Genomic DNA, 17896 nt, shown 5'->3' on the forward strand with positions numbered 1-17896 from the left:
GTCATTCACATCCGGACCAGGTCGCGGCGGCGCGCGAGCCACACGAAGAAGGGGGTGCCGACGAAGGCGGTCATCACCGACACCTGGACCTCGACGTGGTCGATCACCAGCCGTCCGGCGGTGTCGGCGCCGACGAGCAGGACGGCTCCGCAGGCCATGGACAGCGGCAGCGACCAGCGGTGGTCCGCGCCCACCAGCATCCGGGCGGTGTGCGCGGCGACCAGTCCGACGAAGGCCACCGGCCCCACGGCCGCGGTGGCGGCGGCGCACAGCAGCACCGCCACGGCCGCACTCGCCAGCCGGTCCCGCTCCACCCGGATGCCGAGTCCGCGGGCAGTCTCGTCTCCGAGGCTCAGCAGGTTCAGGGTGCGCCCCAGGGGCAGCGCCAGCACCAGGCCGGTGAGCGCGAACGGGAGCACCTGGCCCAGGAACTGGCCCCGGCCGGTGAGTTGGCCGACGGACCAGAAGCGCAGGTGGGCGTAGACGGCCTCGTCGCGCACCACGAGCAGGGTGATGAGCGAGGACATCACCGCGGCGACGGCGACGCCCGCGAGGACGAGGCCGATCGTACTGCTGCCCGCGTTGGTACGGGTCCCGATCAGGAAGACGAGGACCGCGGTCACCGCCGAGCCCGTCAGCGCCATCCAGAAGTACCCCTGCACGCTTGACGCGTCGAGGAAGAGGATGCCGAGGACGACGAACACCGCCGCGCCCTGCTGCACGCCGAGGACGCCCGGCTCCGCCAGCGGGTTCATCGTCAGTGCCTGCATGATGAGCCCGGAGGCGCCGAGGGCGGCCCCGACGGTCAGGCCGAGCAGCGTGCGCGGTATCCGCTCCGTCCACAGGACGTCGCCGTTGTAGCCCTCCGCGCCGGGGTGCAGCAGGATCCGCACGATTTCCAGCGGGGATATGTCACGCGCGCCGAGGCCGATGCTCGCGATGGTCACGGCGGCCAGCATCAGGCCGGCGAGCACCACGACCACGGCTGTGCGCGGGGCACGGGGCCGCGCGGGCGTCGGGGTCGGTGGTGCGGCCGGCGAAGCCGATTGCTTCATGGGTCTTCGGGTACTCCTCACCTGCTCAAGCTCGAAGTTAGGTTAGCCTTACCGAAGCGGGGTCCGGTCCAATGCCGGAGTCGAACCGCTCACAATCAGGGGTCAAGAACGCTGACCCTGCGGTAGGGGAGGATGTTGTGGCCGAGACGGGACTGCGCAGCGTGTGGTTCGAGGAGACCCGCGCGGAGGACGTGATCATGGCCGATGACGACTTCATCGCCGAAGGCGGACACCCGCTCCACGTCCACGAGTTCCACCAGTTCCTGCACGTTCCGGTCGGCCGGATCGTGGTCACCGCCCTCGGTCGGGACTACGAGCTGTCCGCCTCGGTGGCCCTGTGGATCCCGGCGGGCATCGCGCACAGCGCACGGTTCGGAGCCGACTCCGTCATCGCGGTCGAGTCCTTCGATGCGGATCGGTTCGAGCTGCCGTACGAGGACGTCACCACCATCAACATCACCGACGCCCAGCGCAGACTGGTCCTCGGGCGGATGCGCAGCACCTGCGCCCAGGAGGAGGACCCGGAGGTCTTCGCGGCGCTGTCCGCGGGGCACCGCAACTGCCTGCCGCTGCCCCAGCCCACCAGCCACACCGCCGGCGCCGTGGCGCGCGAGCTGGCCCGGACGCCGAGCGACCCGCGCACCGCGACGGAGTGGGCGGAGAACCTCTACACGAGCTCGACCAGCCTGCGTCGGGCCTTCCGCGCGGAGACCGGGATGGCGTTCTCCGAATGGCGCACCCGGCTCCGCCTCAACCATTCGCTGGGCCTGCTGGAGCAGGGCCAGTTGGTGAGTTCCGTGGCCGCCCGGGTGGGCTTCGTCAGCACCAACGGCTACATCCTGGCCTTCCGACGCCACTTCGGGCAGACCCCGGGCGCGTACGTGCGCAGCTCGCTGGACCGGTCCGCGTAGGGCCTAGAGGCGGCCGCCGGCCGACGGATCGCCACGGTCCTGGCGGGCGGAAACGGACCTGCCCCGTACCCGGGGGTCACGACCCGGGTGCGGGGCAGTCGGGTGTCTGGGTCAGCCGCCCCGGCCGGCGTTTCCCACCGGGCCGAGCGACCAACCGGTACGGCGGCCGAATCGCTCTCGGACACCCGTACGAGGTCATCGTGCGCCGGGACGGACTCGTGCCCCGGCAGATCTTGACCTCGACCCCGGCGGTTGGTGCGGACACCTGCCGAAGTGATCTCATGGGCGGTCACGAGGTTCGGCGGAGCGGCCGAACGCGCGGGAAGGACATGTGGTGGTCGAGCGGGAAGCCGTGGGTGTCACGGTGACGGGATTGGTCGAGGCGGCCACGGACGACCAGAGCGGCGCCCTGTGGCGACTACGGAACAAGGGCCGACAACTCGACGCGAATCTGGTGCGCCTGCTGCCCGGCGGCGAGATCGCCGTACACCGGGAGCCCGAGGTGGACGTCCTCCTCACCGTCGTGCAGGGCGGCGGTTCGCTGACCCTGGACGGTGCCGGGATCGAGGTCGTGCCCGGCTCCCTCACCCTGCTGCCGCGCGGCTCCGCCCGCTCGCTCCGAGCCGGCCCCGAGGGACTGGTCTTCCTCACCGCCCACCGCAGGCGGGCCGGCATGGCCATCGGCCGGCCGCCCCGCACCGAACCCCGCACACCGCAGTGCCCGCTCCACCTCGTCTGCGAGCAGTGCCACCGGCACGCCATCGAGGCCGACGCCCGCTACTGCAGCCGCTGCGGTACCCGCCTCGTCCCCCGGTCCACCACGGGCTGACACCGAGGAGCGACGGACCCCCTACGGGAACCGGGCGAGGGGGGCGTCCTGCGCGAAGAAGGTCTTGGCCCGGACCATTGCCCGCTCGTCGTCACGCACCTGGCCCGGTCGGGAGCCGTTGCCGAGCAGCACCCCGCCGAACCCCATCTGCAGGTAGGCCGCGGTGTGGTGAAGGCTGGTCACCAGCCCCTCGGCACGGACCTCGTCGTGGTCCGCCATGGCCGTCACGCCCCACAGGGTCCGGCCCGCCATCCGCTGCTTGAAGTCCGAGCCGGGGGTCGTGAGCCACCCCGACCAGTAGTCGAGGTAGCGCTTGGTGTGCGCGGAGAGCGCGTACCAGTACAAGGGCGAGGCGATCACGACGTCGGTCGCCTCCAGCGTGGCCAGCCGCAGGGCCTCCTCGCCCTCCGAGGGCGTCCAGCCCTCGGCCTCGTGCCGCCCGTCCTGGAAGTCGGGCAACGCCGCCCCGGCCAGGTCGACCCACCGCTGCTGGACACCGGCGGGCAACTGCTCTGCGGCCGCCCTCGCGAGCAGCTCGGTGTTCCCGTCCGCACGGGAGCTGCCGAGGACGAAGAGGAACGAGCGGTCGGACATGAACATCACTCCAGCGGTGCGCGGTTCGAGCCGGCGGAATGCCCGCCGGTGGGGCCGACGTTAGACGTTGACATCAATGTGAAGGTCAACCGGATGCAGAGGTACGGCACATGCTGATCGGCGAACTGTCCCGGCGCACCGGCGTCAGCTCCCGGCTGCTGCGCTACTACGAGGCGCAGGGGCTCCTCGACGCGGAGCGCGGCCCGAACGGATACCGCGACTACACGGCGGATTCCGTGGCCGCCGTGCGCAAGGTGCGCGCCCTGCTCGCGGCCGGCCTGTCCACCGAGGTGATCCGCGCGGTGCTGCCGTGCGTGCGGGGCGAGGGGGTGCGCTTCGCCTGGTGCGAGGAGATCCGGGCCGTCCTCGACGGGGAACTGGCCGCCATGGACGCGCGCATCGAGGGCCTGCGGCACAGTCGAGCCGCCCTGGCCGGCTACCTGGAGCAGCCCTGAGCGCCCCTGAGCAGCCCTGAGCCCCGCCCCCGGGGAAGTGGGGCGGGGCTCAGGGGGAGCGGGGGGCACGGCCTCAGGCGGCGGCTGGCCGGGGTCGCTGCTCGTTCTCCGCGGTCCGGTTCCCCCGGGCGGGCAGGAGCCGGTCCAGGGCGAAGGCACCCGGGCCGGTGAAGACGAGCAGGAGGAAGGCCCAGCAGTACATCGCGGAGGACTCGCCGCTGTTCTGGATCGGGAAGAGGGCGTCCGGCTGGTGGGCCGTGAAGTAGGCGTACGCCATCGAGCCGGAGGCGAGGAAGGCCGCGCTGCGGGTCCCGGCGCCGAGCAGCACCAGGGCGCCGGCGACGAGCTGGATCACCGCCGCGTACCAGCCCGGCCAGGTCCCGAAGGGGACCGTACCGCCGCCGTGCGCGCCGCCGAGGACGCCGAAGAGGGAAGCGGCGCCGTGGCAGGCGAACAGGAGGCCGGTGACGATCCGGAAGAGGCCCAGGGCGTAGGGCCGGGCGGCGTTCAGACGTTCCGTCATGGGGAGACCCTTCTCAGGTAACGGGGACGTGGGGCGGGGAGCGAGCGGGAGAGGACCGTCAGCCGGTCCACAGGGCCAGGGCGGCGGCCTCGCCGGTGGACACCGGCAGGTCGTACACCTGGGGTTTGGCGGTGGGCGCCGGTTCCGCGGCCGTGCCCACGTGGGGCTGGCGCGTGCCGTGCGCCGGGCCCTGCCCGGTGGACTTCAGCACGGCCTCCTTGCGCGTCCAGCAGCGGGCGAAGGCGGCCGCCCGGGCGGGCCGGGGCAGGGCCAGCAGTGCGGCGCGTTCGTCCTCGTGCAGGTCGGCCATGGTCTCGTGCACCAGGGCGTCCGAGGGCAGGCCCTCCACGTCGACGCCCACGGGTACGGGAGCGACCGCGACCAGGTCGCCCGCGCGCGCCAGGGAGAAGTGGACGGGGCGGCCCGGCAGGTAGGGGCGCCCGTGCGGACCGCCGCACGTGGCGCACGGTTCCCGGTCGATGATGAGGCGCGCCGGCGGAGTTCCGAGCACGGCGCCCAGGACGTCCCGCAGGCAGACGTGCGCGACCAAGAAGCGGTCCACGTCCGCGAACCGCCGGAAACGGTCCGCCCGCAGGGACTCGGTACGGTCGAGCTCGCCCCGCCGGGCCGTGGCGGCCGCCGCTTTCTCCGCCACCGAAGCCGCCCACACGCGGGTCTGCCCGGGCAGGGCCACCGGCAGCGGCACGGGATACACGGGCGGTACGTGCGCGGCGGCCACCCGCGGTCGGGCCCGGAGCGGGGCCGGTCTCACAGCTGCGCGCAGACCCGGTCGGCCGTGGTGACCACGGCGCAGCGGCCCGCCGCCCACTCCAGGGCCATCCGGTGCTCGCGTTCGGAGAAGTCGGCGACGGCGTCGGCGACCACGAAGGCCTGGACGTCCTGCATCCAGGCGTCGCAGGCCGTCATCAGCACGCCGATGTGGGCGTACACGCCGGTGATCACCAGCTGGTCCCGGCCCGTCGCGCGCAGCCGTTCCAGGAGGTCGGTCCGGACGAAGGCGCTGTACTTCCACTTCGTGAGCACCGTGTCGTCCGGCCCCGGCGCCACGGCGGCGGGGATCGCGGCGGCCGTCGGGTCGGCGGGCAGACCGGGTCCCCAGAAGTCCTGCTGCAGCCCGCGCTCGGCCGGGCTCTGACCGCCGGGCTGCGCGGTGTACAACACGGGCACCCCGGCCCGGCCCGCCTCCTTCTTCAGCCGCGCGACCTGCTGGAGCATGCCGGTGACGGGCTGTGCGTCCGTGTCGAAGGCCGACAGGAAGTAGTTCTGCAGGTCGTGGACGAGCAGGACCGCACGGTCCGGATGCACCGTCCAGTCGACGCGGTTGGCCGGCAGCTCCTCGGCGGTCGGCAGCGGGTAGGGGGCGATGGCGGGCAGGGCCATGGGTTCATCCGTTCAGTGCTGGTGGGGCGGTACGGGGACGGGGGCGGCGGCGGCCGGGGTGGCGGGTGCGGCGGTGCGCAGGTCCCGTTTGGAGACCTTGCCCACGCCGGTCTTGGGGAAGGCGGCGACGAACTCCACCCGGTCCGGCACCTTGTACGCCGCGAGGCCGCGCTCCCGAACGAACTTCTTCACTGCGGCGGGCCGCAGTTCTCCTGCGCCCTCGCGCAGGATCACGTAGGCACAGGTGCGTTCGCCGAGATAGGGGTCCGGTTCGCCGACCACGTTGGCGTCGTGGACGGCCGGATGCGCCAGGATGTGGTTCTCCACCTCCTCCGCCGCGATCTTCTCCCCGCCCCGGTTGATCTGGTCCTTGGCGCGTCCCTCGACGACCAGGTGCCCGGTGGGCGTCATCCGGACGATGTCTCCGGTCCGGTAGAAACCGTCCGCGGTGAACGACCGGGCGTTGTGCTCGGGCGCGTTCCAGTACCCGCGGATGGTGTAGGGGCCGCGGGTCAGCAGGTGGCCGGACTCGCCGGGGAGCACCTCGCGGTCCTCGTCGTCGACGATCCGGATCTCGTCGTCGGGGGAGATCGGCCTGCCCTGGGTGGTGACGACGGTCTCCTCGGGGTCGTCGAGGCGGGTGTAGTTCACCAGCCCCTCCGCCATCCCGAACACCTGCTGGAGGGTGCAGCCCAGGCCCGGCCGGACCCGGCGGGCGGCCTCCTCGCTGAACTTTGCGCCGCCCACCAGCAGGACGTCCAGGCTGCCGAGGTCCCGGTCGGTGCGCGCGGCCGCCTCCGTCCAGAGCAGGGCCAGCGGAGGTACCAGGCCGGTGATCGTCACGCCCTCGGACTCGATCAGCGGGAAGGCGACGTCGGGTACCGGCTGCGGGCACAGCACCACCCGGCCCCCCGCGTACAGGGCGCCCAGTGAACCGGGCGAGGACAGCGGAAAGTTGTGGGCGGCGGGCAGGGCCACCAAGTACACCGAGTCGGCGTCCACCGCGCAGATCTCGTTCGAGGCCCACAGCGAGTAGATGTAGTCGTCGTGGGTGCGCGGGATCAGCTTGGGCACACCGGTGCTGCCGCCGGAGAGCTGGAGGAAGGCGAGGTCGTGCGGGGCGGGTCCGGGGCCGAGCCCTCCGGCGGGTACGTCCAGCGGGACCTCGGACAGCGCCGTGAAGTCACCCGGGTCGGCGGCCGCGACGAACACCTCGCGCAGTCCGGGGACTTCGGCGCGGACGGCGGCGGCGAGCTCGCGGTAGTCGTAGCCGCCGTGCACCGCGGGGATCACGTACGCCGCCGCCCCGGTGAAGGAGCAGAAGTAGGAGATCTCGGTGCGGCGGTGCGCCGGCAGGGCGAAGACGGGCAGGGCGCCGATCCGGAAGAGCGCGAAGACGACCTCGAAGAACTCGGCGGTGTTGGGTAGTTGTACGACCACCTTGTCGCCGGGGGCGATGCCGCGCGCGGTGAGGCCCGCGGCCATCCGGTCGGCCCGCGCGTCGAGTTCGCCGTAGCTCCAGGTGCGCCGGCCGCCGTCCGGGCCGCCGTCCGGGCCGCCGGCCGGGTCCACGAGGGCGATCCGGTCGGGGTGGGCCGCGGCCCGCTCCCGCAGTACGGATCCGAAGGTCTCGCCCCGCCACCAGCCGGCCGCCCGGTAGCGCTCGGCGAACTCGGCGGGCCAGGGCCGCCACGCGGCGGCCGCTGCTGCGGAGCCGTGGTCGTCGTGGGGGTGGCTCACAGTTCGGCTCCGACGGCCTGCAGGAAGGTGCGGAACTTCGCCGCGGTCTCCGCGGTCTCGGCATCGGGATCGGAAGCGGAGACGATCCCCGCCCCGGCGTACAGGCGCAGCCGGTTGTCCTCGGCCTCGGCGCAGCGGATCGTGACGACCCACTCGCCGTCGCCGGTGCCGTCCTCCCAGCCGATCATGCCGGTGAAGAAGCCGCGGTCGAAGGGCTCGGTCTCTTCGATGACCTTGCGGGCCACGTCGGTCGGACTGCCGCAGACGGCCGGGGTCGGGTGGAGGCTGGAGGCGATCTCCAGAGCGGAGACGTCGGGCTGGGCGAGCACTCCGGTCACGGTGGTGGACAGGTGCCACATGGTGGCCGTACGGAGCAGGGTGGGGCGCTCCGGGACGTCGAGGGAGCTGCAGTACGGGGCCATGGCCTGGTGCACCGCGTCGACGACGACGGCGTGCTCGTGCAGGTCCTTGGCGGACTGGAGCAGGGCGGCGGCCCGGCGGACGTCCTCGGCGAGGTCCGCGCTGCGCGGGGTCGACCCGGCCAGCGGATTGGAGATGAGCCGGTCGCCCCGGCGGGACAGCAGCAGTTCGGGGCTGGCGCCGAGCAGGTTGCGGCCGGGGCCGGTGGGGAGCGCGAAGGTGTAGCCGGAGGGGTCACGGCGGGCGAGCCGCTGGACCATGGCGGGTATGTCCAGTGGTCTGTCGGAGGCGAGTTCCAGGGTCCGGGCCAGTACGACCTTGCTGAACTCCCCCTGCCACATCCGGTCGACGGCCGCGGACACGCCCTTGGCGTAGACGTCCGGCTCGGGGACGGAGGCGATGGCCCAGTCGGCGGGCGCCGGCCCGGCGGCGGGCAGGGCGATCAAGGGGTCCGAGGCCAGCGGCGGGCCGCTGCGCAGGGACTCCGGCACGACGAGGGCGGCGCGCGCGTCCGGGGCGAAGGGGATCGCGCCGATCACCACGGGGTAGGGGTGCCCGGCCCGCCGGGCCTCGGCCAGGGCCTGGGCGACGCGGTGCGGCAGGGGTTCGGCGGAGTGGGCGACCTCCTGACGGATGCCCTGGGCCAGCAGCGTCCGGGTGGGCGTCGCGAGGAACCGGGCTCCGCCGCGGTAGGCGTCGAGCAGCGTGGTGGCGGCGCCGACGGAGGGGTGTACCGGATCGGCCGGTGCGGGGGGCGTGGCGACTTGGTGGACCGTCGGCACGGTGACTCCTCTTCAGGGTGGGGGCAGGTGCGGGGCAGGTGGGTGCGGCCGGGCGGTCGCCGGCTGCGGGGAAGTGCGCAGGTGCGGGGCGGTGCGCGTGGCGCGGGTGGTGCGGGTGGTGTGCGTGGCGCGGGGATCGTGCGTGGTGCGCGGGCCGGAGGGGCTGCCGCGGGGTCAGCGCAGCGTGGCTCCGCCGTCCACGTAGAGGTCCTGCATGGTGATGTGGCGCGCTTGGTCCGAGGCGAGGAACACGACGGCGTCGGCGATGTCCTGCGGGTCGGCGATCCGGCCCAGCGGGATTCCCGTCCGGTAGCTGGCGAGGTCCCCGTCCAGCACCCGGGCGGGCGCCTGCGGGTCGGTCCAGAGCCCCCACTGCATGGGGGTGTCGGTGGAGCCGGGTGCCACGATGTTGCAGCGCACCCCGCTGCGGGCGTACTCCAGCCCCAGACACTTGGTGAACATGACGGCCGCGGCCTTCGAGGCGGCGTACGCTGCCATGCCGGTGCGCGGGATCCCGGCGGCGTTGGAGGCGACGGTGACCACGCTGCCGCAGCCGCGGGCCGCCATGGCGGGGACGACGGCGCGGGAGGTGAAGAAGACGCCCTGGACGTTGACCGCGAAGGTGGCCGCCCAGTCGTCGTCCGTCAGTTCCGCGACCGGTGCGGTGCGCAGGACCCCGGCCACGTTCACCAGGATGTCGATCGGGCCGAGTTCCCGCCCGATCTGCCCGACGGTCCGGTCGACGGCCGCCGGGTCGGTGACGTCGAGTTCGTAGGCGCGGACGGCCCCGTCGCCGGAGGCCGGCGCCAGCCCGGCCTCCGGGTCCAGTTCAGCCGCCAGTGCGATGACGGCCTTCGCCGAGACGTCCGTCGCCGCGACGGTGGCGCCGAGGCGGAACAACGTACGGACGACGGCCTCGCCGATGCCCTGGCCCGCACCGGTGACGAGCGCGACCTTGCCGGTGAATCCGCTGGTCCCGGAAATGCCGGGCGCACGGTGGTCGGACATGCCGCCCCCTCCTCAATTCTTAGGTAAGCCTAACCTAATTAAATGCTGAACGGCACTACGTGGCGGCTGCGTTGTCCGCGGGGGCCGCGTCCTCGTCCTCGTCGTCCAGCGGCTCGTGGTGGTCGAGGCCCGCGACACCGCGCTTCCAGAAGCCGTCCACGTCCGTGTACTGACGGTTCAGGCCCAGTTCCCGGTGCAGGTAGCGGCGGATCGGCCGCAGCTCCCCGGCCTCCCCGGCGATCCAGACGAAGGGCAGGCCCGGCAGGAAGTCCACGCCCCGTACGGCCTCGTCCAGGAAGTCGCCCTCGCCGTGCGCGAGGCCGTCCCGGTGCAGCCAGACGATCTCGGCGTCGGCCCGGGTCGGCAGTTCCTCCTCCTCGCCCGCGTCGTCGACGAGGAGGAAGACCTTGGCGGGAACCCCTTGCGGCAGGTCCTCCAGCATCCGGGCGACGGCCGGCAGGGCCGTCTCGTCGCCCGCGAACAGGTACCAGTCGAACTCCCACGGAACCACGATCGAACCGCGCGGCCCCGCCACACCGAGCCGCATCCCCGGCTCCGCCCGCTCCGCCCACCGCGCTGCCACGCCGTGGCAGTGCAGGACGAAGTCCAGGTCCAGCTCACCGGCCACGGGGTCGAAGCAACGGGTGGTGTAGTCGCGGGAGATCGCGAACGGCGGCTCCGCCGGGAACTCCAGCCCGTCGCCGTCGTCCGCCACCCGTGGCAGTACGAGCCGTCCAGTGCCCGGCTCGGGGAAGAACACCTTCACGTGATCGGCGGGGGAGCGGTCGACGAAGCCGTCGAGCTCCGGTCCGCCGAGGGTGACGCGGACCATCCGCGCCGTCACCCGGCGCACGCGCAGCACCTCCAGGGTGCGCACCGCGATGTCGTGGTGGACGACGTCTATGCGGGGCCCGGGGCGGGGGCCGTTGGTCATGATGACGCTCTCTCTTCCTCGAAGGGGACGTGGAGGGGAGGGGTGCGGGTGGGGGCGTCGCACAGCGCCCCCACCCGCACCCCGGCGGGTCAGTCCCGGGCGGTCGGACCGGCCGACGCCAGCGCACGCGCCAGCACCGGGCCGATCTGCGCCAGGACCGCGGGCGACATCAGGTCGTCGTGCGAGCAGTCCAGGACGTGCTCCTCGATCCGCCCGTCCAGGTACGCGGGCCACACCAACCCCGGTGCCTCCGCCGCCGGAGTGGACCGGGACGCGGTGAAGAACAGCACGTCACCCCGGTAGCGCAGGGTCCGGCTGCGCGACAGCAGCCGTACGCAGTGCACGTTCGTGTCGACGATCGCCCCCAGCAGCGCCTCGTCGAAGCCGGCCAACAGGCCCTGGCTGTCGCGGATCGCGCCGACCGCCTGCGCCCGGTCCACCGGAGCGTCTGCCTCCGGCGGGTTGAGCCCGGCCACCGAGAGCAGGAAGCCGCTCTCCTCGCGCTCGAGGCGCTCGCGCCAGTCCGGGGCGTCGATGTACGACCAGTCCTCGATCTCCGGCGGGTAGGCGTCCAGCAGACCCAGGAAGGCCACCTCCTCACCGCGCTCCTGGAGCAGCGCGGCCAGTGTCTGCGCCACGGTCCCGCCGAAGGAGTAGCCGAGGAAGTGGTAGGGACCCTCGGGCTGCACCGTTCGGATCTCCTCCAGGTACAGCTCCGCCAGGGCGGCCACGTCGGCCACCTCGGGCTGCTCTCCCGCCAGCCCCGGCGACTGGAGCCCGTACACCGGTCGGTCCGCGTCCAGGTGGCGCAGCAGGCCCGTGTACTGCCAGGCGAAACCGGACGCCGGGTGGAAGCAGAACAGCGGCGCGGCCGTGCCCCGTTCGCGCAGCGGCATCAGCACCCGCAGCGCGTCCCGGCGGGCGTCCGAGCCGATCCGGGCGGCCAGGTCGGCCACCGTGGGTGCGGCCATCACGGCCCCGACCTGGACCGGGGTGCCCAGTTCCGTGCGGATCCGGCCGACCAGCCGCATCGCCAGCAGCGAATGGCCGCCGAGCTCGAAGAAGTTGTCCTCGGCGCCGACCCGCTCCAGGCCCAGCACGTCCGCGAAGATCGCGCACAGCAGCTCCTCGCGCGCGTCCTTCGGCGCGCGGCCGCCGCCCGCGTCCCCGAAGTCCGGGGCGGGCAGCGCCGCCCGGTCCACCTTGCCGTTCACCGTCAGCGGCAGCGCCGACAGCTCCACGAAGGCCGACGGAACCATGTACTCCGGGAGCGCGGCCGACAGCCGGGCCCGCAGGGCGGCCGGCTCGGGGGCCTCCGCGGCCGACGCCACCGTGTAGGCGACCAGCCGCTTGACCCCGGTCGGCCCGGTGTGGACGACCACGGCCGCCGCCGCGATGCCCGGCTCGGCCGCGACGGCCGACTCGACCTCGCCGAGCTCGATGCGGAAGCCGCGGATCTTGACCTGGTCGTCGGCGCGTCCGAGATAGTCGATCTGCGCGTCCCCGCGCCAGCGCACCAGGTCGCCCGTGCGGTACATCAGCGTCCCCGGCTCGCCGAACGGGTCGGCGACGAACCGCTCCGCCGTCAGCGACGGCCGGTCGAAGTAGCCGCGGGCCAGACCCGCGCCCGCGAGGTACAGCTCACCGGCCACACCCACCGGGACCGGCCGCAGCGCGCCGTCGAGCACGTAGGCCCGGGTGTTGTAGATCGGCCGTCCGACGCACGAGCTGATGCTGTCGTCGACGTCGGCGCCCAGTGCGTTGATCGTGTATTCGGTCGGGCCGTACAGGTTGTAGCCCATGGTGCCCTCGGTGTGCTTCAGCAGTTCCCAGAGCCCGTCCGGCACCGCTTCGCCGCCCAGCAGGAACAGTGCGGGCCGGTGCCGGTCCGCGTCCAGCAGACCCGCCTCGACCAGCTGGAGACCGTACGAGGGCGTCACGTTGACGACGTCGATGCCCACCCGGTCGTAGTGCGCCGTCAGGGCCGCCGGGTCCAGCCGCAGTTCCTCGCCGATGACGTGCACCTCGTGCCCGTCGACCAGCCAGAAGAACTCCTCCCACGACATGTCGAAGGCGAAGGACACGGTGTGCGCCACCTTCATCCGGCGCCCGCCCGCGAGCGCCACCGCCGGAGCGAAGATCCGCTCGCGGTGGTTGAGGAGCATGTTGGTCAGACCCGAGTAGGGGACCACGACCCCCTTGGGCCGCCCGGTGGAGCCGGAGGTGTAGATGACGTACGCCGGGTGCCGGCCGTCCCTTACCCCCGTCAGCTCCGACTCGCCCAGGGGCCCGTCCGGCAGTGCCGCCAGCTCGGCCAGCACCGCCGGATCGTCCAGCAGCAGCGCCGGTACGCCCTCCACCACCGGCACCCGGTCCGTCACCGGGGCCGTCGTGACCAGGCACAGCGGAGCCGCGTCCGCCACCATCGCGCCGAGGCGGTCCACCGGGTGGTCCAGGTCCAGCGGCAGATAGGCCGCGCCGGTCTTCAGTACGGCGAACAGCGCGACCACGAAGTCGGCCGACCGGGGCAGACCGAGGGCCACCACGGTCTCCGGCCCGGCACCGCGCGCCACCAGGGCCCGGGCCAGCCGGTTCGCCCGGGCGTCGAGCTCCGCGTAGCTGAGCCGCTGGTCCTCGAAGACCAGGGCCGTCTCCCCGGGGGTCCGGGCGGCCTGTTCGGCGAACAGGTCGATCACCGTGGTGTCCGGGACCGCGTGGCCGGTGTCGTCACCGGTCGCCAGCAGTTCGGCCCGCTCCACCGGGTCCAGGGTGACCAGCCGGCCCACCGGGACCGACCCGCCGTCGGCGAGCTGTTCCACCAGCAGCGCGAGCCGGCCCGCCAGGTGCCGGGCGGTGGGCTCGTCGTACAGGTCGGGCTGGTAGCCGAGGCTCAGCTCCAGGGCCGGGCCGGGGGTGACGGCGAGGGTCAGCGGGTAATGGGTGCCGTCGACGCTGTGCGTCCAGCCGATCGCGTGGGTCGCCACCGCCTCCTCGCGGGCGGCATCGTTCAGCGGCGTGTTGCGGAACACGTACAGGGTGTCGAAGAGCTGGCCGAGACCGGTCAGCTGCTGGATCGGGCCGAGTCCCACGTAGTGGTGCGGCAGCAGCGCCGCGTGCTCGCCCTGCACCCGCACCATCAGCTCGCGCAGCGGCTCGTCGGGGCGCAGCGCGACCCGGAACGGCAGCGTGTTCATGAACATGCCGATCATCTGGTCGACGCCGGCGAGGTCAGCGGGACGGCCGGAGACGGTGGCACCGAACACCACGTCGTCCCGGCCCGTCATCCCGGCCAGCGCCATCGCCCAGGCCGTGCTGAGCACGGTGTTCAAGGTGACCCCGCAGCCGCGCGCGAAGGACCGCAGCCGGTCGCTGGTCGCCTCGTCCAGCGACAGGTCCACCACCTCGGCGGTCACCGGCTGCCGGTCCGGATCGGCCCGCGCCACCAGTGTCGCCTGGTCCAACCCGGACAAGTGGGTGCACCAGGCCTGCTCGGCGGCCTCCCGGTCCACGGCCGACAGCCAGCGCAGGTAGTCCCGGTAGGGGGTGACGGGCGCCAGCACGTCACCCGAGCCGCCGTGCCCGTACAGGGCGAACAGCTCCTCGAAGAACAACGACTCCGACCAGCCGTCGGTCAGGATGTGGTGCTGCGTCACGCACAGCATCCAGCGCTCCGCCGAGAAGCGGATCAGCGCCACGCGCAGCAGCGGCGGGGCCGCGAGGTCGAACCGGGCCGCCGCGTCGGCGAGGGAGAACTCCCGCAGCGCCTCGTCCTGCGCCGCCCGGTCGAGGTGGCTGAGGTCGATCTCCCGCCACGGCAGCTCCCACTCGCCCGGGACCACCTGCACCGGGCCGTCCAGGCCCTCGTGCCAGAAGCCGGACCGCAGGTTGGGGTGGCGGCGCAGCAGCGTGTCGAAGGCGGCGCGCAGGGCGGGCCCGTCGACGGCGTGCAGCAGCTCGACGAAGTTCTGCATCAGGTAGACGTCGAGGGCCCGGTCGTCGTAGACGGCGTGGAAGTACAGGCCCTCCTGCAACGGCGCCAGCGGCAGCACCTCCTCGACGTGCGGGAACACCGAGGCCAGCGCGGCCTCCTGCCCGGCGTCGAGGGTGACGAGCGGACCGGACGACGCCAGGAAACCGCCCTCCTGGTCGCCGGCGTTGCGGGCCGCCGCGGCCATCCGCTCCACGGTCCGCTGCTCGAAGACGTCGCGCGGGGTGAGGACCAGACCCGCCTTGCGGGCCCGGGTCACCAGCTGGATGGAGACGATGCTGTCCCCGCCCAGCGCGAAGAAGTCGTCGTCGATCCCTGCCGAGGCGAGCCCCAGCACCTCCGCGAAGACGGCGCACAGCGCCTCCTCGCGGGCGTCGCGCGGCGGCCGCGACAGCTCCGCGCCGCCCAGCTCGGGCGCGGGCAGGGCGCCCCGGTCCAGCTTGCCGCTGACGTTCGTCGGGAGCGAGTCCAGGGCCACCACGGCCGCCGGGACCATGTAGTCGGGCAGTACGGCGGTCAGCGCCTCGCGCAGCGCCGCCGGTTCGACGGAGCCGGTCACGTAGCCGACGAGCCGCTTGACCCCGGGGGTGTCCTCGCGGACCACCACGGCGGCGGACCCGACACCGGGCAGCGCGGCCAGGGCCGACTCCACCTCACCGAGCTCGATCCGGTAGCCGCGGACCTTCACCTGGTCGTCGGCCCGCCCCAGGAACTCCAGCTGCCCGTCGGTGCGCAGCCGTACGAGGTCGCCCGTGCGGTACATCCGCGAGCCCGCGGGCCCGTACGGGTCGGCCACGAACCGCTCGGCGGTCAGCGCGAACCGGCCCAGGTAGCCGCGGGCCAGTCCGTGACCCGCCAGGTACAGCTCACCGGGGGTCCCGGCCGGCGCGGGCCGCAGGGCGGAGTCCAGTACGCGGGCGCAGGTGTTGCCGATGGGCCGGCCCACGATCGGGGTGGCCGAGTCGGCCAGGTCGGCGCCGAGGGCGTCCACCGTGTACTCGGTGGGCCCGTACAGGTTCACCGACATGACCCCGGGGGCCGCGCGGACCTCGGTCCACAGCGCCTCGGGGACCGCCTCGCCGCCCAGCAGCAGCAGCCCCGGCCGGTGGTGCGAGCGGCTCAGCAGCCCCCACTCCAGCAGGGCGCCGGCGTAGGTGGGCGTCACGTCCATGGCGTCGATCCGGTGCTCGCGGACGTAGCCGACGGTGAATTCGGCGTCGCGGCGGCCGATCTCGTCCAGGACGTGCAGCTCGTGGCCCGAGACCAGCCAGAACAGCTGCTCCCACGAGGTGTCGAAGCTGAAGGAGGCGGTGTGCAGGGCCCGCAGCGGCCGCCCGCCGGCCGCCGCGACGGCGGGGGCGAAGACGTCCGCGATGTGGTTGGCGTACAGGTTCGACAGACCGCCGTGGGTCAGGACGACACCCTTGGGGCGGCCCGTGGATCCGGAGGTGTAGATCACGTAGGCCGGGTGCCCGGACTCCGTGCGCGGCGGCCGGAAACCCCCATCGAGCGAGGCGAGTTCCGCGGTGGTCCGCGCCGAGTCCAAGACGATCCGGGCCGGTCCGCCCGCCGCCCCGGCGGGCAGCAGCGCGAGCGCCGCCTCCGTGGTCAGCACGCACACCGGCGCCGCGTCGTCCAGCATCAGGGCGATCCGGTCGGCGGGGTAGTCCAGGTCCAGCGGCAGGTAGGCGGCCCCCGACTTCAGGACGGCCAGGATGGCCACCACCGATGCGGCCGAGCGCGGCACGGCCAGCGCCACCACCGATTCGGGTCCGGCGCCGTGCGCGGCCAGCAGCGCGGCCAGCCGGTGCGCGCGGTCGTCGAGTTCCGCGAAGGTCAGCCGGTCGGGTCCCGCGACCACGGCGCACGCGTCCGGCGCCTGGGCGGCCCGCTCGGCGAACCGGTCGGCGACCGTACCGTCGGCCACGTCCCGCGCGGCGCCCGCCTCCGCGGTGCGCAGCTCCGCGCGGTCGGCGGCGGTCAGCGGCTCCAGCGTGCCCACCGGGCGGCCCGGGTTGCCGGCGACCTGGTCCAGCAGGGCGGTGAACCGCTCGGCCACCCGGGCGGCGGTCCGGGCGTCGAAGAGGTCCGGCCGGTACTCCAGGGCCAGTTCGGCCCGCTCGTCCAGGGACACGGACAGGGTGAGCGGGTAGTGCGTGCCGTCCCGGGCCTCGACCCCCGTCACCCGCACCCCGTCGGAGAGCGGCGCACGGGCGGAGGGGTCCACCAGATAGTTCTCGATGACGACGAGGGTGTCGAACAGCTCGCCGCCGCCCGCCCGCTTCTGGATCAGGCGCAGGCCCAGGTGGTGGTGGGCGAGCAGGGCGTTCTGTTCGTCCCGGAACCGCCTCAGCAGGTCCCGGGCGCTCTCCCACGGCCGCGCGGTGAGCCGCACCGGCACGGTGGTGATGAACAGCCCGACCATCGACTCGACGCCGGGGATCTCCTCGGGCCGCCCCGCGACCGTCAGGCCGAAGACCACGTCCCGGCGGCCCGTCAGGCTGCCCAGCAGCAGCCCCCAGGCCGCCTGGATCACCGTACTGGGCGTGGTGCCGAGCGAGCGTGCCGCGGCCGTCAGCCGGGCGGTGGCCGCCTCGGACAGCTCCACGCGGTGCACGCCCGGCCGCACCGCCGTGCGGGAGGCGTCGGCCGGGGCCACCAGCACGGCCTCGTCCAGCCCGGCCAGCGAGGTCCGCCAGGCGCCCTCGGCGCCCGGGACGTCCTGCGCCTTCAGCCACTTGAGGTAGTCGCGGTAGGGGCGCACCGGCTGCTGGGCCGAGGGGTCGCCGTCGCTCTCGTAGAGCGCGAGGAGGTCCCCGACGAGCAGCGGCATCGACCAGCCGTCGACCAGGATGTGGTGCACGGTGACCACCAGGAGGTGGTCGCCCTCGCCCCGGCGCACGAGCAGCAGCCGCAGCAGCGGCGGCCGGTGCAGCTCGAACCGACGGTTCAGCTCGGCTCGTTCCACCCGCCCCACCGCGGCCTGCGAGGGGTCCGCCGACAGGTCCGCGCGGCCGAGCACGAAGGTCACCTCGGCCGGCACGAACTGCACCGGCTGCGGTACGCCCTCGTGCCAGAAGCCGGCCCGCAGGTTGGGGTGGCGGCGCAGCAGTGCCGCGCCCGCCCGCTCCATCCGGTCCGCGTCGACGGGGCCGGCCAGCGACACGGAGACCTGCACCGTGTACACGTCCGGCGCGCCCGCGTCGTAGACGGAATGGAACAGCATGCCCTGCTGCAAGGGGGACAGCGGAAGCAT

General features: G+C 73.5%; 13 protein-coding genes. 3 read left to right on the forward strand and 10 right to left on the reverse strand.

The features are described from left to right. Positions 1-5 precede the first annotated feature (5 nt). Positions 6-1055: an iron ABC transporter permease gene (locus tag ACIQK6_RS26065; protein ID WP_329106245.1), complete on the reverse strand. Its 1050-nt coding sequence runs from the start codon at positions 1053-1055 to the stop codon at positions 6-8. Between the two features lie 137 nt (positions 1056-1192). Between ACIQK6_RS26065 and ACIQK6_RS26070 the strand changes: the two genes are divergently transcribed. Both ACIQK6_RS26070 and ACIQK6_RS26075 read left to right on the forward strand, forming a co-directional pair. Then, positions 1193-1966: an AraC family transcriptional regulator gene (locus tag ACIQK6_RS26070; protein WP_329106247.1), complete on the forward strand. Its 774-nt coding sequence runs from the start codon at positions 1193-1195 to the stop codon at positions 1964-1966. 334 nt (positions 1967-2300) lie between these two features. Beyond that, on the forward strand, positions 2301-2795 hold the full coding sequence (locus ACIQK6_RS26075) for a hypothetical protein (protein ID WP_402695573.1): 495 nt from the start codon (positions 2301-2303) through the stop codon (positions 2793-2795). 21 nt (positions 2796-2816) lie between these two features. Here ACIQK6_RS26075 and ACIQK6_RS26080 read toward each other — a convergent pair whose 3' ends face one another. Continuing rightward, complete coding sequence (locus ACIQK6_RS26080) at positions 2817-3389, reverse strand: NAD(P)H-dependent oxidoreductase (protein ID WP_329106251.1); 573 nt, start codon at positions 3387-3389, stop codon at positions 2817-2819. Positions 3390-3499: 110 nt separating this feature from the next. On the opposite strand from ACIQK6_RS26080, the gene ACIQK6_RS26085 reads away from it, so the two are divergent. Then, a complete protein-coding gene (locus tag ACIQK6_RS26085) occupies positions 3500-3844 on the forward strand; it encodes a MerR family transcriptional regulator (protein WP_329106254.1) in 345 nt (114 codons plus the stop codon). Between the two features lie 73 nt (positions 3845-3917). Here ACIQK6_RS26085 and ACIQK6_RS26090 read toward each other — a convergent pair whose 3' ends face one another. From ACIQK6_RS26090 to ACIQK6_RS26125, 8 genes are all read right to left on the reverse strand, one after another. Further along, positions 3918-4367 (reverse strand): DoxX family protein, encoded by a 450-nt coding sequence (locus ACIQK6_RS26090; RefSeq protein ID WP_329106255.1) that lies wholly within the window; start codon positions 4365-4367, stop codon positions 3918-3920. 58 nt (positions 4368-4425) lie between these two features. After that, the gene (locus ACIQK6_RS26095) at positions 4426-5082 is read right to left on the reverse strand and encodes a 4'-phosphopantetheinyl transferase family protein (RefSeq protein ID WP_402695574.1); all 657 of its coding nucleotides are present in this window, start codon (positions 5080-5082) and stop codon (positions 4426-4428) included. A 53-nt stretch (positions 5083-5135) separates the two neighbouring features. Further along, complete coding sequence (locus ACIQK6_RS26100) at positions 5136-5768, reverse strand: isochorismatase family protein (RefSeq protein ID WP_329106258.1); 633 nt, start codon at positions 5766-5768, stop codon at positions 5136-5138. 12 nt (positions 5769-5780) lie between these two features. Beyond that, complete coding sequence (locus tag ACIQK6_RS26105; RefSeq protein WP_329106260.1) at positions 5781-7508, reverse strand: (2,3-dihydroxybenzoyl)adenylate synthase; 1728 nt, start codon at positions 7506-7508, stop codon at positions 5781-5783. Beyond that, positions 7505-8710 carry an isochorismate synthase DhbC gene (gene dhbC, locus ACIQK6_RS26110; RefSeq protein WP_329106262.1) on the reverse strand — a complete coding sequence of 402 codons (1206 nt, stop codon included), beginning with the start codon at positions 8708-8710 and terminating at the stop codon, positions 7505-7507. Before dhbC ends, ACIQK6_RS26105 begins: the two co-directional genes overlap by 4 nt. 174 nt (positions 8711-8884) lie before the next feature. Further along, the gene (locus tag ACIQK6_RS26115) at positions 8885-9718 is read right to left on the reverse strand and encodes a 2,3-dihydro-2,3-dihydroxybenzoate dehydrogenase (RefSeq protein WP_329106264.1); all 834 of its coding nucleotides are present in this window, start codon (positions 9716-9718) and stop codon (positions 8885-8887) included. 55 nt (positions 9719-9773) lie between these two features. Then, positions 9774-10652, reverse strand: coding sequence for a siderophore-interacting protein (locus tag ACIQK6_RS26120; RefSeq protein WP_329106267.1), 879 nt, complete (start codon positions 10650-10652; stop codon positions 9774-9776). 89 nt (positions 10653-10741) lie between these two features. Next, entirely contained in the window at positions 10742-17896 is a 7155-nt protein-coding gene (locus tag ACIQK6_RS26125; RefSeq protein WP_402695629.1) for an amino acid adenylation domain-containing protein, read from the reverse strand.

It is taken from the genome of Streptomyces sp. NPDC091682 (assembly GCF_044756625.1).
Lineage (GTDB): Bacteria > Actinomycetota > Actinomycetes > Streptomycetales > Streptomycetaceae > Streptomyces.

Excerpts from the sequence above, each read along its gene's own strand:
- ACIQK6_RS26065 (WP_329106245.1), bottom strand. The coding sequence starts at position 1,055 with ATGAAGCAATCGGCTTCGCCGGCCGCACCACCGACCCCGACGCCCGCG.
- ACIQK6_RS26080 (WP_329106251.1), bottom strand. The coding sequence starts at position 3,389 with ATGTCCGACCGCTCGTTCCTCTTCGTCCTCGGCAGCTCCCGTGCGGAC.
- ACIQK6_RS26085 (WP_329106254.1), top strand. The coding sequence starts at position 3,500 with ATGCTGATCGGCGAACTGTCCCGGCGCACCGGCGTCAGCTCCCGGCTG.
- ACIQK6_RS26090 (WP_329106255.1), bottom strand. The coding sequence starts at position 4,367 with ATGACGGAACGTCTGAACGCCGCCCGGCCCTACGCCCTGGGCCTCTTC.
- ACIQK6_RS26100 (WP_329106258.1), bottom strand. The coding sequence starts at position 5,768 with ATGGCCCTGCCCGCCATCGCCCCCTACCCGCTGCCGACCGCCGAGGAG.
- ACIQK6_RS26115 (WP_329106264.1), bottom strand. The coding sequence starts at position 9,718 with ATGTCCGACCACCGTGCGCCCGGCATTTCCGGGACCAGCGGATTCACC.
- ACIQK6_RS26120 (WP_329106267.1), bottom strand. The coding sequence starts at position 10,652 with ATGACCAACGGCCCCCGCCCCGGGCCCCGCATAGACGTCGTCCACCAC.
- ACIQK6_RS26125 (WP_402695629.1), bottom strand. The coding sequence starts at position 17,896 with ATGCTTCCGCTGTCCCCCTTGCAGCAGGGCATGCTGTTCCATTCCGTC.